15 protein-coding genes and 1 pseudogene are annotated in these 16,300 nt (G+C 61.4%); 8 read left to right on the plus strand and 8 right to left on the minus strand.

Annotated elements, in window-relative coordinates:
* The 8 genes from FEF26_RS09605 to FEF26_RS09640 all read right to left on the minus strand — a co-directional run.
* On the minus strand, positions 1 to 187 hold a 187-nt coding region (locus FEF26_RS09605), incomplete at its 3' end, for a hypothetical protein (RefSeq protein WP_138253322.1).
* A 185-nt stretch (positions 188 to 372) separates the two neighbouring features.
* The gene (locus FEF26_RS09610) at positions 373 to 816 is read right to left on the minus strand and encodes a hypothetical protein (protein WP_166432992.1); all 444 of its coding nucleotides are present in this window, start codon (positions 814 to 816) and stop codon (positions 373 to 375) included.
* A complete protein-coding gene (locus FEF26_RS09615) occupies positions 813 to 1,235 on the minus strand; it encodes a hypothetical protein (protein WP_138253324.1) in 423 nt (140 codons plus the stop codon). The genes FEF26_RS09610 and FEF26_RS09615 overlap by 4 nt, the downstream gene beginning before the upstream one ends.
* Complete coding sequence (locus FEF26_RS09620) at positions 1,222 to 1,611, minus strand: TadE/TadG family type IV pilus assembly protein (RefSeq protein ID WP_243730509.1); 390 nt, start codon at positions 1,609 to 1,611, stop codon at positions 1,222 to 1,224. The genes FEF26_RS09615 and FEF26_RS09620 overlap by 14 nt, the downstream gene beginning before the upstream one ends.
* A complete protein-coding gene (locus tag FEF26_RS09625; protein ID WP_243730510.1) occupies positions 1,608 to 1,796 on the minus strand; it encodes a hypothetical protein in 189 nt (62 codons plus the stop codon). The genes FEF26_RS09620 and FEF26_RS09625 overlap by 4 nt, the downstream gene beginning before the upstream one ends.
* A gap of 21 nt (positions 1,797 to 1,817) precedes the next feature.
* Positions 1,818 to 2,756 carry a type II secretion system F family protein gene (locus FEF26_RS09630; protein WP_138253326.1) on the minus strand — a complete coding sequence of 313 codons (939 nt, stop codon included), beginning with the start codon at positions 2,754 to 2,756 and terminating at the stop codon, positions 1,818 to 1,820.
* Positions 2,753 to 3,631, minus strand: coding sequence for a type II secretion system F family protein (locus FEF26_RS09635; protein WP_138253327.1), 879 nt, complete (start codon positions 3,629 to 3,631; stop codon positions 2,753 to 2,755). Before FEF26_RS09635 ends, FEF26_RS09630 begins: the two co-directional genes overlap by 4 nt.
* A complete protein-coding gene (locus tag FEF26_RS09640) occupies positions 3,628 to 4,821 on the minus strand; it encodes a TadA family conjugal transfer-associated ATPase (protein ID WP_138253328.1) in 1,194 nt (397 codons plus the stop codon). The genes FEF26_RS09635 and FEF26_RS09640 overlap by 4 nt, the downstream gene beginning before the upstream one ends.
* 242 nt (positions 4,822 to 5,063) lie before the next feature.
* Between FEF26_RS09640 and FEF26_RS09645 the strand changes: the two genes are divergently transcribed.
* The 8 genes and pseudogenes from FEF26_RS09645 (at position 5,064) to FEF26_RS09680 (ending at position 16,243) form a co-directional block, all read left to right on the plus strand.
* On the plus strand, positions 5,064 to 8,849 hold the full coding sequence (locus tag FEF26_RS09645) for an FtsK/SpoIIIE domain-containing protein (protein ID WP_138253329.1): 3,786 nt from the start codon (positions 5,064 to 5,066) through the stop codon (positions 8,847 to 8,849).
* 73 nt (positions 8,850 to 8,922) lie between these two features.
* A complete protein-coding gene (locus tag FEF26_RS09650) occupies positions 8,923 to 9,588 on the plus strand; it encodes a PepSY domain-containing protein (protein WP_138253330.1) in 666 nt (221 codons plus the stop codon).
* A 237-nt stretch (positions 9,589 to 9,825) separates the two neighbouring features.
* A pseudogene (locus tag FEF26_RS09655) lies at positions 9,826 to 11,144 on the plus strand (short-chain fatty acid transporter).
* Positions 11,141 to 12,346 carry a PucR family transcriptional regulator gene (locus FEF26_RS09660; protein WP_138253331.1) on the plus strand — a complete coding sequence of 402 codons (1,206 nt, stop codon included), beginning with the start codon at positions 11,141 to 11,143 and terminating at the stop codon, positions 12,344 to 12,346. The pseudogene FEF26_RS09655 and the gene FEF26_RS09660 overlap by 4 nt, the downstream one beginning before the upstream one ends.
* Positions 12,347 to 12,425: 79 nt before the next feature.
* The gene (locus FEF26_RS09665) at positions 12,426 to 13,889 is read left to right on the plus strand and encodes a GntP family permease (protein ID WP_243730511.1); all 1,464 of its coding nucleotides are present in this window, start codon (positions 12,426 to 12,428) and stop codon (positions 13,887 to 13,889) included.
* Positions 13,890 to 13,937: 48 nt separating this feature from the next.
* Positions 13,938 to 14,720, plus strand: a complete 783-nt coding sequence (locus FEF26_RS09670; protein ID WP_138253332.1) for a 3-hydroxybutyrate dehydrogenase — start codon at positions 13,938 to 13,940, stop codon at positions 14,718 to 14,720.
* 67 nt (positions 14,721 to 14,787) lie between these two features.
* Positions 14,788 to 15,582 carry a CoA transferase subunit A gene (locus FEF26_RS09675; RefSeq protein WP_138253333.1) on the plus strand — a complete coding sequence of 265 codons (795 nt, stop codon included), beginning with the start codon at positions 14,788 to 14,790 and terminating at the stop codon, positions 15,580 to 15,582.
* A 1-nt stretch (position 15,583) separates the two neighbouring features.
* Positions 15,584 to 16,243 carry a CoA transferase subunit B gene (locus FEF26_RS09680; protein WP_138253334.1) on the plus strand — a complete coding sequence of 220 codons (660 nt, stop codon included), beginning with the start codon at positions 15,584 to 15,586 and terminating at the stop codon, positions 16,241 to 16,243.
* Positions 16,244 to 16,300: the final 57 nt, after the last annotated feature.

Below are 16,300 nucleotides of genomic sequence, written 5' to 3' on the forward strand. Positions count from 1 at the left end.
CACACTCCACTGAGCGCCGGTCCAGATAATCCACCAGGTGCCGGATCTTCACAGCCTCAGCACGCCGGGCCGCCACTTGGGCCTCCCACGCAGACACCAACTCAGGCACCTGCACCAAGTGCCGCAACGACCCCGGCACCGGCGCCGGAACCCGGGCTGAGGAGAAAGAAACTGACTGGCCTTCCATACCCACAATTTTATCCGCCACCANGACCCCGGCACCGGCGCCGGAACCCGGGCTGAGGAGAAAGAAACTGACTGGCCTTCCATACCCACAATTTTATCCGCCACCACAGACACGACCCCGACCCGTCGAACACCTGACAGGACATTGGCGGTGGGGGTCCCGTTCTCGAGTAATCAGTCACTGGATCACCGACTAATGGCAATCCTCGCGTGAGATTCAGCGGTGATCTCCACCGAGGCTGGTAGCACCCACCGCAAACCCGGGAGCTCCGCCTCTGCCCGCAGCTGTAGATAGACCGTCTCCCCGCCAGGGGAGGTTCCCGCACCGACGACAGTAAGCCCAGTGTGACGTTCATGCGCTCCTGCGTCGGCGAGGTGCTGCTCAGCAGCGGATCGGATCTGCTGCTCGGTGATCTGTGGAGTCCCCGGTGCAGGTTGGGCTGAGTGTGCTGCCGCGGAGGCCGCGCCGTCAGCCTCTGATAACAGTTGCCGCGCATCGGCGTTGACAACGGTCGCCCCCAGGATCACGGCGGTAAACATCAGCAGGATCGACACCATCCCAAGGATCAGGACGGTGGTCTGTCCAGAATCATCTGTGGGGTCATGTCTCTTCACTTGGCCGGGGTTCATTCTCCCTGCACCCCAGTGGAGGACGCGGAGACTGACACGAGAGAGTGATTCCAGCCTCCAAACTCAGGGACCAGGGGTAGTGGGACACGAACGTCAATTTCGTAGCGGACCAAGGAGCCTGGCTGCTCACAATCCTCACTGCAAGTCCTGGTAATGGTGGCCTGGTCGGGTGAGATGTTGAAGTCTGCGAGCGCGGCATGCACGGCAGCTTCACTGCGCTGCGCTCTCGTCTCCGCCTGCGCTTCTGACCCGATGTACATCTTGGTAGCCTGATCGGCCGCGCCGACAGCAGCGTACGTCGCTGCCTGAATCTGGGAGACCCCAATCAGGAACCAGACCGAAGGGATGAGCAGCATAACCGCGAGCGCCAGGAATTCCACGATCGCCGAACCTTCCTCAGAGTCTTCACTCGAATTCATACGCTGACCCGGTGACTTCGAGCTCTCCCACCCCGGGGCCGATAACAAAGACCGGAACTCGGGCATCGACCGTAATGCGCAGCGTCCTGCCTTCAGGTTCGTCCATGTACTCATAGGTGATCTCCTGGGCGTAGCGGTCCGAGACGGATCCACTGATCAGCTCTTCCGTCCGGGCCACGCCGTCCTCGGCTGACCGATCAGCTAACGCCCCAAAGCGGGCACCCGTAGAGGCTGCGTCAATGAGCGTATTCCGGACGTGAATCATCCCTGCAATTTGGAGCACTGCTAGAAACAGCAGAGCCAACAGGGCAGCAACCATCGTGAATTCTGCGGTAGCTGACCCTTGTTCGTCAGGCCTATCCGCAGGACAGTTCACGACTGGGTAACCTGGCTAATGGCTTGTTCGAACAGTTCTCGGAAGGCGTCCTGGGCGAGAATGAGCAACCCGGCCACAAGGACCGCAGACATCAAGGTGATCATCACCCAGCCTGGTACGTCACCCCGCTCTTCACGGTGAGCTGCGGAGATTATCCGACGAAGGGTCTCTATGGCGCGGTTCATGTTCTCTCCATTCATTGGGTGTCAGATTCCTATCTGTAATAGTGCGAGACCGGGGAATGCCGCGAAAAGGATAGTGAGGGGAAGAATGCCGAAAACAACAGGTGCGAGCATGGCGACCTCTTTGCGCCCGGCCTCTTCCATGAGTTCGCGTTTGGAATGGTCCCTGACATCTGCTGCCTGGGCCCGCATGACTTCTGCCAGCGGGGTTCCCCTCTCGACAGCGACCACGACGCCGTGGAGAAAGCGGGCGATCACTGGCGTTTCGATCTCCGCACTGAGTGTCCGCAGAGCTGAAACGAAGGGCGTGCCTGCTCTCGTTCGACGCATCAGCTCCTTCAGTTCTCCGGCGAGTTCACCGCGGCAGCTGACGCTGATCCGTTGAAAAGCACCAGGCGCGGATTCGCCGGCGCTGACGGAAAGAGCCAGCAGCTCAGCGACTGTAGGAAACTCCGCAATCATCCGGCGGCGGCGCGAACGGATGCGGGAGTTCAGTTGCACGTCTCGTGCGGCAACCCCGAGCCCTGCCCCGGCGGTGACGAACAACACGGCAGCTACCGGGTGGAACCTCTCAGCAGCGAAAGCCAGCCCTGTCATGAGCACACCTACAGCTGCACCCGCCACCGCGTACCCCAATTGTTGGGTCCGATACTCTGCGGGAGTCAACGAAAGATTGGCGTGCCTGAGCCGTTTGCTCAGTACCTCCGAGCTCGGCGCGAGTCCCAGACGGCGCAAGCTCTCGGCGAGGCGTTGTGCGGTGGGGGCGAAGATTTTGGCCGCTGATGTGATCGGCGCTCGGCTTTGTACTGTCGACTCCGCGTCAGGGGCGACCGATCTCACATAGGGCGCGACTCGTTCAGTGAAGCGCGGTCGGTTCATCACGGGCAGTCCTGCCACCAGAACCAGCACACCAGAACCCAGGGTGAGGCCAATCAACGCTGACCACAAGAACGTCCCTGTCATGCCAGCACTCTCTCTTCCGGAGGAAGCGCACCGATACGCAGCATGAGGTAATAGCAGACCAGGGAGACCCCCAAACCGGCACTGAGCACGGCCATGCCAGTCACGCTGTGATAAGCCGCAGCCCCCTCGGGCCGGGACGATAAGAGGAGCACGACGATCCAGGGCGCGGCCACTGCCAGCTTGGCGCCGTTCACCGTCCAGCTCTGTCTCGCCTCAAGCTCACTGCGAGTCCTCGCGTTCTCTCTGAGTACGTCAGCCAAAGTGTCGAGAAGCCGACCAAGATCGGTGCCGCCGAGTTCCCGGGTCATACGCAGTGCCAGAACGATGCGATCACCGACGGGGTCCGCGAGCCTGACTTTGAGCCGGTCCAGGGACTGCCCCATAGGGACTCCTGCCCGCCAGTCCGAACCGAACTCCGCAAAGGGCTCGCGCAGTGGTTCGGGTCCGGTGCTGCCCAACTCCGTCAGGCCTTCTGGCAGGGCAAGTCCTGAACGCACCGCCGAGCGGAGATGGTCAATGACGTCAGGCCACACTTCCGCCAGTTGCCTCCTCCGGCGGCCTACCTGCCAACGCAGAGTTCCCCATGGCACGAGACCTGCGAATACCGCTAGGCAGAGGCCGACGGGTAAGGCAGCAGTGATCGCGTAGACCACAATGAACGCAAGTGCAGCACACCCGATGGTGCTCATGAACACTGCCGATACGGGCAGCCGGTGGTGTCCCGCTTCATCAAGCAGCCGGCGGATCCTCCGGGTGTTCTGAGGTCCGTTCTCCGATCTTGCTGGCCGGGGCGTGGTGGAGCTCAGGACCAGGAGGAGGCCGAGCCCAAGTCCGAGCCCCAGAGCGGCGGCATGCGGAACGTATGCCCCTGTCACAGCGGGGCACCTGAGAGTTTGTGATGCTCAAAGACCGCTTCGCGACGCTGCAGGTCTTGTCCATCATGGAGGAACAGCATCGTCGTTTCGATGGTGCCTGACTCAACCCGACCCCCGACTGCGAGAATCTCTGACACATACCGGTGTCCCTGTGGAGTGCGAACGCAGTGAATCACCAGGTCCAGGCACGATGCCACCGTGGGCAGAATGAAGTCTGCGGTGATGTTCTCACCGGCGAGGAGAGGAAGGGTGCAGAGCTTGGTGAGGGCGTCATGAGCGGAATTGGCATGAACGGTGCTCATCCCTGGGAGTCCACTATTCATGGCAATGAGCATGTCCAGGCTTTCCGCCTCACGGACTTCTCCGACCATGAGCCGGTCAGGGCGCATACGCAAGGCCTCCTTGACGAGCCTGCGAAGTGGAATTTCCCCGTGACCCTCCAAATTGGGCTGGCGGCATTGCAGTCCCACGGTGTCGCGCAGCGGCACGTCGAGTTCGAACACTTCCTCCACAGTCACCACTCGCTCGCGGGGCCCCACCGCGGAGGTGAGCGCGTTCAACATTGTGGTCTTTCCAGCGCCGGTGGCACCGCTGATCAGCAGATTAAGTCCCCCCGCAACACAGGTGGAAAGAAACTCAGCGGCTTCCGCTGTCAAGGAGCCCATCTGGACCATATCGTCGAGAGAATTGGCTCTGGCGATGAACTTCCTGATGTTCACAGCCCAGGCGCTGCGAGTCACATCAGGAATCGCCACATGCAGCCGCGAACCGTCGGCGAGCGCAGCATCCACGAATGGTTGGGAAAAGTCGAGTCGCCTTCCTGATGACTTCAGCATGCGTTCGACCAGGTCTTTGACCCGTGTCTCCGTCAGGGTGATGGATGTCAGCTCCGATCTCCCTGACCGACTGACAAATACCTGGCCCGGATGATTCCACCAGATCTCTTCGATTTCAGGGTCGTCGAGAAGAGGCTGCAGTTCACCGAAGCCAGCCACCGAGTGGAAGATCCTGGTCGCAGCAGCGGTGGGCTCACCGAGCACTGGCAGCGCCGCCACCATGGACCGTTTGTCATAGTCCGCTACGGCGGCGTCTACCAGGTTCTTGATCCTGCTGGGTTCGTCGCTGGGATCGATTCCGCGCATGCGAATCGTTTCCCGAACTTCGTCTTCAACGATGGACACAGCGTCCACGGGCTTTCCTCCGCGTGAGGGGTCAGTTTCTCGCGGTGCAACGCTCCTGAACGGATGGAGCGCTCACTACCCTAGCCATCCGTCCAGGTTTCGGAAAGCCCCCGTTCATTTCCTGTGGATAAAGCATCATGCCGGGGGCGTTATTCACAGATCCCATCACCAGGACAACAAGCGAACATAACAAGACCTAAAGTGTCCTAATGATTCTCAGAGCTATCAAACCGGCAACAGAGTGAGGATTCATGAGCTTCACCGTCACAGTGGTGCACGCCCCCGGTGCACTTGACGCTGAGCATTGGGCAGCGCTGCGCAGCCAGGCTCCCGGCACCTACGAGCACGAGGTCCGGCTCATGGCTGATGAGCCCGCGGACTCTGTCTCCGGGGCGAGCCTGGACCGCGCTCTGCGTGAGTTTCTCGGCACGGCCGACCTCCGGCTGAGCACTTCAGGGCAGCAGCTGCACACCATCGGAGCGGGTTCTGACTTGCTGCACCCTGGGATGGTCGTGCTCGCTTCCCCACCCGGGATGCCAAACCGGACATTGCGCCCATCCCAGTTGACTCTGTGCGTGGACTCGGGCCCCGACTCCGGCCGGCTCGTCCCCCTGCGCCGGGGCAGGACAGAGATTGGGCGCGGTCAAGCCGATATCCGCACCGCAGATCCGGCGATGTCCCGCAGAGAAGCCGTCCTGGATGTGGGAAAACGCGCCATCACTTTGCACCGAAAACACAGAAACAACGACGACGCCCCCGCTCGGCTCACCACCGAAGACGAGTTTCAGCTCGGCTCGACTGCCTGCAGAATCGCCGTCGAACCACCAACCTCACGCACAGTCCAGGCCTGGCCACCCGCCGCTGAACCAGTCGGCGTCGCCCCACCCGAAGGTAAGCACAAGATGATGCTCGCCTTCGCTCTGGTTCCGCTCCTGGCAGGAATCGTCTTAGTGGTTTTCACCGGCATGTGGTTCTTCCTCCTGTTCAGTGGCGCGAGCGCACTTGTCGCCGCTGTGATCTTCTGGGATGGGAGGAAGAAACAACGGAAGTATCGACGCCATGTTGAGCGCGCAGCCCAAACATGGGCATCACGGACCTTCACCGCGCTCTGCTCCCCAGGCCACCTCATCCGGCTCCTCCGAGCCAATCATGATGATGAGATCCACGCGGGCTCCTTCACAGGAGGGGCACCGGCAGTCCGGCTTGGGACTGGGCAGGTGTGCGCCGAGGTGGACTTCGGCTCAGCCTCACCACCGGAGGACCACACCATAGAAGTTCACGCAGCAGTGGGCATTGTGCTCAACCCTGGCGAGCAGACTAGCCTCAGCGGGCCCGAACGAGACGCCCAACGCCTCCTCAGGTGGACCCTCGTCCAGCTCACGCTCAACCCTGTGCGGCCCCGGGTTGTCGTCGTCGGTGGACAGCCAATGCCTGGGCTGCGCGACCTCCCCCAGGTTTCACACCTGCGAGCAAAGGAGTTCCTCTCACTGCTGGAGAGCTCCGCTGTGGACGCAGAATGTCCACAGGTGGCGCTCATGACTGAGCCCGACGATGTCCGCTGTATCGACCACGCGTTGAGGGCCTCATGGCATGTGGTCTGTCTTGGGGCGGGAAACGTCCACCCAGAAGGCTGGTCCGTGGATCTTGCACTGAGAGTCCTGACGCGGCACACCTCCAACGGCTCCTCAGAGGTCCAAGCCGAGCAGTTGAGTTTCGACGGACTTTCACAGGACACCGCAAACCAGCACCTGAGGCTTGCGCTCCCGAGCCTGGGCGGCACAGCATCCTCCGGAGAACTTCCGGCAATGTGCACTTATAGGCTCCCACAACAGATGTTCACCGAGACTGCGACTGAATCGTTGACCGCCGTCTTGGGTCGCGGTGAAACCGAGCACATCACCCTGGACTTGGTCGGTGATGGTCCGCATATCCTGATCGCTGGAACCACGGGATCCGGTAAATCTGAGCTGTTGAAGACTCTGCTGGTCTCCCTGTGCGCGCGCTACGGGCCCAGGGAACTGGGCTTAGTCCTGATTGATTTCAAAGGTGGGGCGGCTTTTCACCGGATCGGCCAGCTGGAGCACTCTCTTGGACTGGTGACTGACCTCTCCCAAGCGGCGGCCGAACGGACCCTGGAAGGGATCCGCAGCGAGCTGGTGCGTAGGGAACGGTTGTTTCTTGACGCCGGGGCGGGCGACTACTGCCAATACCGTCACCTCTGCCCAGACCAGCCGCTGGCCCGGATTCTCGTGGTGATCGACGAGTTCCGGATCTTCTCACATGAGCTGCCTGATCAGTTGGATGAGCTCATGCGTCTGGCAACTCTCGGCCGCTCCCTGGGCTTGCACCTGGTACTTTCCACTCAAAGGCCGCAGGGCGTGGTGACCGCCGATATCCGGGCCAATATAGGATCCAGCATCTGCCTGAGAGTTCGCGGCGAGGACGAATCCCGCGATGTCATGGCCAGTCCGATGGCTGCTTCAATCCCTCGGACCGTTCCCGGGCGTGCGGCTCTACGGACACCGGGAGAGGACCCGGTGCTCTTCCAGAGCGCCCAGCTGGCTGGCCACCGCCCCCTCCGCCTGCGCCCTGAAATCGATAGTGCACCGTCCGCCTCGGCAGAGAACTTCAGCGATGTGATCGCCGCGGTCAGTCACGCCGTAACCAGAGCGCAGAAGCACCGTGGGCATACTCCCCTGCTGCCTGCCCTACCTGAGACGCTGCGCGCGCAAGACCGATTAGGGCGCGACGACGCCACCTCCCCTCTCCTGGGGCGCCTGGATGACCCCGCCGCTCAGCGCCAGGAGGACCTGTTGATGAAGGCGGCGGAACCCACCTCGCTGGCTCTGATCGGGGAGGTCGGCTCCGGTGCCTCTGAAGCGACCGCCGCGGTTGTGACGCAGATCCTCAACGTCCAACCCGAGACTGACGTGTACCTGTTGGACGGTGATCACTCACTTGCTGCACTGGCGCATCATCCTAGGGTTGCCAGTTGGCTCACTGAGGAGGACACACCGGAGGTCGAATACCTCCTCAGCGCACTCAACGATGAACTGACGGCCCGTCGAACCGGCGGTTCGGGCCTGTATTCTGATACTCGGCGTCCCCTCCAGGTGGTGGTCACCGGTTACTCCCAGTGGCATGCAGCAGCTCAGACAAAGCTGCAGACTCTGGACCACCTACTGGGAACTCTGGCCTCCGAGGGGCCACAGGTCGGCATCTCAGTTCTCATCAGCGGAGGAAGGGAGCTCGCCCTGGGGAAGCTCACCGGACGGATCCCGACGCGGGTGTACCTGCCGCTGGGCACTTCCGATGAGGCCCGCTATCTGTGGCCCAAGATCCGGACCACTGACGCCGTACCCGGCCGTGGCGTGCTCCTGACCCCACATTGTGTCCCGCCGGGGCTCACCGTCCAGCTTGTCACTGAACCGCCCCCATTGCAGGAGGTGTTGGGTTCAACCCGGAGACCACGCCTTGAGGTCCACCCTCTTCCGGATCGGTTTTTCGCCTCGGATGTCCCCGACTTTGCGCATCCTCAAGGTAGCCAGGACCCAGTGGTTGGCAAGATGCAGTTCACCGGAGAGCCGGCTCATCTACGCTTGGGCCCGGTCAACCTCATACTCGGCTCTGCAGGCTCCGGCAAGTCCACTGCACTTCAGCTGCTCAAGCAACAGCTGCCCGGCTGTGACCTCCTCACCCCGAACTGCGCGCTCCCTCATGACCTGCCCACTACTCTGCTTGTCGACGACGCCCCAGCCTGCAGCGCCCAACAGCACAGTTTCATCCAGCAGGCAGTGACCCAAGGCGTGCGCGTGGTGGCTACTGCGGCGGCATCGTCGGCGCTGTTCACGCAGCTGCCCTGGGCGCATCCAGCCCGGTTAGAAGGGGCCAATGTGATCTTTTCCCCGACCAGCAGAAGCCAGGCAGATGCCTTCGCGGCGATGATCCCACTGCTGTCCCGTCCCATACCCGGCCGGGCTGTCCACTTGCGCCCCGAAGGAGCCGTCATGGTGCAGTGGGCACTGCCCCAAATATGAGACTTTTCTCATTACAGACGACACGGGGTCAATCTCCGGCAATCACTCAGAATCCGGGCGTACCAATATCCCTATGACAACTAATTCACATTCTCCGCTCCACCGTTCAACCTTCGGAATCGTCTCCGTGACAGCCGCCGCAGCGCTGGCTCTGTCAGCATGCGCCCCGGAGGACGACTCCCCCGCAACTGAGGACACTGCACAGGTAGAGGACTCGCCGGCACCTGAGACAGAAGAGACCACCACCGAGACTGACGAAACCGACAGCCCTGAAGACACCGACGACGCCGCTGAAGAGACAGAGGACGCCGACGCAGAAGACACCGGTGCCGATGCCGCAGGCGACCACCCGGTCTATCAGGCCATTGACGCTGCACTCGCCGAGTATCCCGATGGTGTGGTCACCGAATTCGAGGACAACACCGATGAAGACGGCTATGTAGAAGTGTTCATCTACGACGGCTCCACGGAGTGGGAGTTAGAAGTCGACTCCGAAACATTCGAAATTATCGACACCGAAGATGATGGTATCGACGCTGACGACGAGCAAGAGGCCCAGGCCGTAGAAATCGACATTGCCGAAGCCTTGCGAACCGCAGAAGAAGAGTCAGGCGGCTCACCCAAAGACGGAGAGCTGGACACAGAAAGCGGCGCCGTCGTCTGGGAGTTCGAGATGGACAACGATGTCGAGGTCTACGTCGATGTCGCAACCGGTGAGGTCGTAAGAGTCGACAACTAGTACCCACGCATTCCGCTCCTCGGAATGAACGGTTCCCTACCCTTCGACAAGTGATCTAGACCGTCGTGAAATAGCCTTTTTCTGGGGTAACCTGTGTCACACACCAGTGCTCCAAGGTTGCAGTGTCTAGTGCGGGAAGGGTGGGGAACCTACGTGTCCGATCAGGCGCCCGAAGAACGGGCACAATCTGCCAACACCAAGTCCAAGCAGGAGAGCGGGGCCCTCCTTGGGCGCCTCATGCGACCGCTGAACACGCTGGTCGAACGGTTCATCCCCTCCGCTCTGGTCTTCGCCATTATTCTCACGTTCGTGGTGGCGCTGCTGGCCCTTATCTTCACTGACGCAGGCCCCGTCGAGGTCGTCGAAGAATGGGGCATCGGGCTGGCGGGACTGCTGGACTTCATCACTCAGATGGCCCTGATCCTGTTGCTGGGCCATATCCTGGCGAACACTCGACCGGTGCACAAACTCCTGGTGAAACTTGCCCGAGTGCCGAAGACCGCGATGCAGGCTTACCTGTTTGTGTTCGTCATCGCAGCGCTGGCCTCACTCATCACCTGGGGCCTGGGATTGGTCGCCGGTGCGCTGCTGGCTCGGGAAGTCGCCTACGAGTTCCGGAGCCGAGACCAGTTAGTGCACTTCCCGATGCTGGTCGCCTCCGCCTTCTCCGGATTCGTTGTCTGGCATATGGGCTACTCCGCATCCGGACCGCTCCTGGCGGCGACCCCGGACTCCTTTGTGGCCGAGCAGCTCGGTGAGCCGCTGGCCATTACTGAGTCGATCTTCTCCACATGGAACCTGATCGCCGTCGCCGCCACCATTGGTGCGGTCAGCTTGGCGCTGTATTTGATCGCACCCCGTCACGACAGCGCCATCGTCCCGCTCACCGTTGATGCCCGCCAGAAAGAAGCAGAGATCGACCAAGACGTGGTGACTCCCGCAGACCGGGTCGACGCATCACGGATCCCGACCCTCGCCACAGGACTCCTCCTGGTGGGGTACCTCTTTATTCACTTCGCTGGCGGTGGCAGTCTCACGTTGGACATCGTCAACTGGAGCTTTCTGACACTGATCATGCTTCTGGTGCGCAACCCCTTCGAACTGATCGCGCTGACCAAGAAGGCTGCCTCCAATGTGGCGAGATACTGCTGCAGTTCCCGCTCTACGCAGGAATCCTGGGCATGATGGCCGGAACCGGGCTGATCTCGGTGATCTCCGAAGGGTTCGTGGCTATTTCCAACCAGCAGACGTTCGCCCTCTTCGCATTTCTCTCGGCAGGATTGGTGAACTTCTTCGTCCCATCGGGCGGAGGCCAGATCGCAGTCCAGGCACCGATCCTGCGCGAAGCCGCCGAATCTCTGGGCACCGATCCAGCGGTGGCCATCATGGCCGTCGCCTATGGTGACCAGTGGACCAATATGATCCAGCCTTTCTGGGCTCTTCCGCTGCTGGCAATCGCAGGACTGAAGATGCGCGACATCTTGGGCTACACCACCATCACCTTGGTGGCCTCAGGACTCGTCTTCAGCGCCACCCTGCTGCTTGTCTCCCTATGAGCGCACCCTTGCCCCCGTCTGAGCCCACAGCCGGTCCGCAGCATTCTCATCAGTGGGAAGAGCTGCTGGGCCAGGTGAGCGGCGATCAGGCCATGGTGAACCAGACACTGGCGGATCTGCGGAGCAAGGTTCCCGGTTACGAGAATGTTCCCACTCCATCCCTGGAGGCCTCAGTTCGGCGCAATATTGACTTGACCATCAGGACCATAAGGGACGGCCTGGAACCAGCTCCAGATCAAGTGGCGGAAGCCGATGCCCTAGCGGGTGAACGGTACGCCCAAGGAGTGCCGATCGGCAGCGTCCTGGCGGGGTTCCGTGTGTCACTGTCGCTGATTTTTCGGAACATCCTGGCCCGAGCGCCCGAGGCCGGAATACCCACCGAGCAGATACTGACGTCGTCGACCCTGCTCTGGGCACTGGGGGACGCCTTTTCCACCAGAGCGGTAGCTGTCTACCAGGAGAAGGAGGTCTCACGGGCGGTCACCGACTCTGCCCTGCGAGCCGAATGGATCCGCAACGTGGTGACAACATCGATGCCACCGGCTGAACGTATCCGCGGCGCCACCCTGCATGACGTACCCACCAACGAGCCGATACGAGCTATCGTCCTCAACGCTCCCTCAGGGGCTGCAGTGGACCGCATGCAGCGACTCGAGTCCTGGGCCCAGGAAGCCGATACCAGGGTGCTGGCCGCCGTCCAGGGAAGCTGCCTGGTGGGCATCATGGTGGAACAGCCCATCGAGAACGTCCACGCGACAGGGCTCACCATCGGCCTGGGTGAGGCAACAACCCTCGATGAGCTGCCTAGATCGTTCCAGTCAGCATCCATGGCATTGGAGGCAGCAGAAAAAGTGGGGCGCACCGGCCTCGTCGACCTCGCCGAGCTCTCTTGGCAGCTGGGTGTCCACGCCTGCCCAGAAACTACTGAGATCCTCTACCGGCTACACCTGGCACCGCTTGAGAATTCAGGAGAATTCAGCCAGCACATTCTGGAAGCTGTGGAGGCTTATCTGAACCACAGGATGAGCATCCCCTTAGCTGCGCGCAGCATCCCGGTCCACGTGAACACCCTGCGCTACCGCCTTCAACGATTCAGTGAGCTCACTGGCGCCGATCTCGGGGACCTCAACACGCTCATCGAACTGGCCTGGGTGCTCGCCTCAGGCAGGCACCGAGATCTCAATTCAGGCAGCGCTTCGTAGCCAGCTACAAGATTTCACCTCCGACGTTGACCAAATAGATGTAGCCCACGTCACACTTGGGCGAAGATGCTGGAGTCCAGTGCTCATCCACACGGCCAGCACCATCGAATCGTCCCAGGAGCTCTCCATGATCTTTGGCATCGCCGGCATCATCATCAGCCTTGTGCTGCTGATCACGCTCGCCTACCGAGGCGTACCCGTGATCCTTGCAGCCCCCATCGCCTCCGCAGTGTGCCTCATCTTCTCCGGCGCACCGATCCTCGCCTCGTACACCGAAATCTTCATGCCGGCCATGGCGGACTTTGTCGGCAGCTTTTTCCCAGTGTTCCTTGTGGGCGCGGTTTTCGGAGTGTTGATGACGGTCACCGGCTATGCGGAGAGCATTGCCCGTTCCGTCACCGGGTGGGTGGGCAGCCGCAGCGCCATCGCCGCGACCGTCATCACCTCAGCACTGATGACCTACGGCGGCATCAGCCTCTTTGTCGTAGCGTTCGTGATGTATCCACTGGCGCGCGAGCTCTTCCGCGTCGCTGACATTCCGCGCCGCCTGGTACCGGGCACCATCGCCCTGGGCATCTTCACCTTCACGATGACCGCACTGCCGGGCAGCCCTCAGGTGCAGAACATCATCCCCGGCCAGTTCTTCGAAACCGGCGCATACGCCGGACCCGGAATCGGTCTTCTGGGTGGCGCACTGATCTTTGGTCTGGGCCTGCTGTGGCTTGAGTACCGGCGTGGTTCTCTCATCAAGAAGGGTGAGCACTTCGAAAGCAAGGAGAGCGAACCCATCATCGGCGGCTCTGCTGACGACGGATCGAGCCACCAGGTGCAGACCCTTGCTCCCGCCAACAGAGTAGTGCCGTTCATCCCGCTGCTCACCGTCTTCGTGGTCAACTTCGCCTGCACCCTCCTCATCTTCCCCGCACTGGACTGGAGCTACCTGGAAGAGGAGCAGTTCGGCGGGATCACGATGGACTCACGCAGCGGACTGTGGGCAGTGCTCGTGGCCATTCTGGTGGCCATCCTGGTGCTTGTGGCACTGAACGCCAAGAACATTCGGGAGCTTAAGATCGGCTTCACCGACGGTGTGAAGCGCTCCATGCTGCCGATCTTCTCCACCGCATCCGAGGTCGGCTACGGAGCAGTGGTGGCCTCAGTGGCAGCATTCGCCATAGTCCGCGACTCCGTGTTCAATATGGGTGCCGGCGCGCTCTGGACCTCGATCATGACAACCTCCATCACCGCCGGGCTGACGGGTTCCTCCTCCGGAGGTATGACGATCGCGCTCAACGCCTTGGGTGATGATCTGGTGGCGATGGCCGCCGCTGACGGCACGAGCCTGGAGGCGATGCATAGGCTGACAGCCATGGCCGCCGGCGGTTTGGACACTCTGCCCCACTCGGGCGCCGTGGTGACCCTCCTGATTGTGTGTGGCCTCACCCACCGGCAGGCCTATAAGGACATCGGTATGGTGACTCTAGCGATTCCAGTGATCGTCGTCCTCGGACTTGCAGGCCTGGTCTCAGCAGTCGGCGCGTTCTGATCTGCCGTAACACACCAAAACCTCGATATCGCTCACAGGAGACAGCTCATGAATGAAGCACAAGCTCGTGGCTCATCAGTACCCGTCGATGCTCTGCGCGGTCGGCGAGCGCTGATCACTGGTGGGGCCTCCGGGATAGGTGCAGCCTGCGCCCGGGCCTTTGCGGCGGCCGGGGCACATGTCACCGTCTGTGACCTCAACGGCGATGCTGCTCAGGACTTAGCCCAGGACATCGGCGGTGATGCGTGGGTCGCTGACCTCGCTGAGACCGCAGCTCTCGACGAGCTGTCGTTGGACACCGACATACTGATCAACAACGCCGGGATTCAGCACGTCTCCCCCATCCATGAGTTTGATCCTCAGAAATGGCGGTTCATGCACCAACTGATGGTGGAGTCCCCATTCCTGCTGATCCGCGCAGCACTTCCGGGAATGTATGAACGCGGCTTCGGCAGGATCATCAATATCTCCTCCGCTCACGGTCTGCGGGCTAGTCCTTATAAGTCAGCCTATGTGTCCGCCAAACATGCGCTGGAGGGGCTGTCGAAGGTCACCTCACTGGAGGGCGCTGAGCATGGGGTGACCTCGAACTGCATCAACCCCTCCTATGTGCGCACCCCGCTTGTGGAGAAGCAGATTGCCGATCAGGCGCGCATCCACGGGATCAGCGAGGACGACGTCGTCGAAAAGATTATGCTCACTGAATCTGCAGTCAAGCGTCTTGTGGAGAGTGAAGAAGTCGCGAGCCTAGCGCTGTGGATGGCCTCAGATGCCTCAGGCATGGTCACTGGGACGTCGTTCTCTATTGACGGCGGGTGGACTGCGGCGTGATGCTGAACTCTTATCTCGCTGACCAGGATCGATCTATGATGATGGCTCTACATCTGGGAGGAATGTCATGAGTGTGAATAAGTCGGTGACAAGCGCGGATCAGGCCGTGGCCGATATCCCTGACGGCGCATCAATTGCCGTAGGCGGGTTCGGACTGTCCGGCAACCCCATCCAGCTGATTGAGGCATTGCTGAGACAGGGGGCCTCAAACCTGACGATTGCCTCCAATAACGCAGGCGTTGACGGCTGGGGGCTCGGAAGGCTTCTGGAGGCAGGCCGGATCAGGAAGATGATCTCTTCCTATGTGGGAGAGAACAAGGAGTTCGCCCGCCAGTATTTGGAGGGCGAACTCGAGCTGGAGCTCGTCCCGCAAGGCACGCTGGCTGAGAAGCTGCGAGCCGGAGGATCAGGTATCCCCGCCTTCTACACCCGCGCCGGTGTGGGCACACCCGTGGCAGACGGCGGGATCCCCACCAAGTACGACGCCCAGGGCAATGTGGCGGAAGAGTCTGCCCCCAAGGAGGTCCGCCCCTTCCGCAGCCCTGAGGGTCCAGTGGTCAGTTATGCGTTGGAAGAGTCAATCGTGGCGGACTTCGCTCTCGTGCATGCCGTACGAGGTGACCTCCACGGCAACCTGGTGTTCAATAAGGCGGCCCGCCAGTTCTCTCCCCCGGCAGCAATGGCCGGCAGAATCTGCATTGCGCAGGTCGAAGAACTGGTCGAACCAGGAGCGATCGACCCTGATGATGTCCATCTCCCCGGGATCTATGTACACCGGATCCTTGAAGTGGGCACCGATATCGAGAAGCCCATTGAGAAGCGCACCGTGCGCACCTCTGCAACGGATGAGGAGGCGAGCTGAGATGACAAACCAGACACAGGCCAGAGGGTGGACCCGTGACCAGATGGCCGCGCGGGCTGCACAGGAACTCCACGACGGCGACTACGTCAACCTCGGTATTGGGATGCCCACGCTGATCCCAAATCATATTGAGGCCGGACGCGATGTGATCCTCCATTCGGAGAACGGAATTCTTGGGGTCGGACCCTACCCGGAGGAGCAGGACCTCGACCCGGACCTGATCAACGCTGGTAAGGAGACGGTCACCGTCAAACCCGGTGCCGCCTTCTTCGACTCCTCCACCAGCTTCGGTATGATCCGCGGCAGCAAGCTCGACGTCGCAGTTCTTGGCGGCATGCAGGTCGCAGCCAACGGGGATCTTGCCAACTGGATGGTCCCAGGGAAGATGGTCAAGGGGATGGGCGGAGCCATGGACTTGGTCCATGGGGCTCGGCGGGTGATCGTTCTGATGGATCACCGCACCAAGGATGGCAGCTCAAAGCTGCTGCCCCAGTGCACCCTGCCACTGACCGGCCGGGGCGTGGTGAACACGATCATCACCGACCTGGGCGTCATCGATGTCGGCTCCGACCCAGCCAAACCCCACTTCACACTGGTGGAGACCGCGCCCGGTGTCACCGAGGACCAGATCCGGGAGGCCACAGCGGCCCCACTGCACTGAGTCGACACTGCCCTGGGCGGACGCTTCGACACCAGGAACGCCTCTTGGGATGCGCAT

Origin of the sequence: Nesterenkonia salmonea (assembly GCF_005771525.1) — a bacterium.
GTDB classification, from domain to species: domain Bacteria; phylum Actinomycetota; class Actinomycetes; order Actinomycetales; family Micrococcaceae; genus Nesterenkonia; species Nesterenkonia salmonea.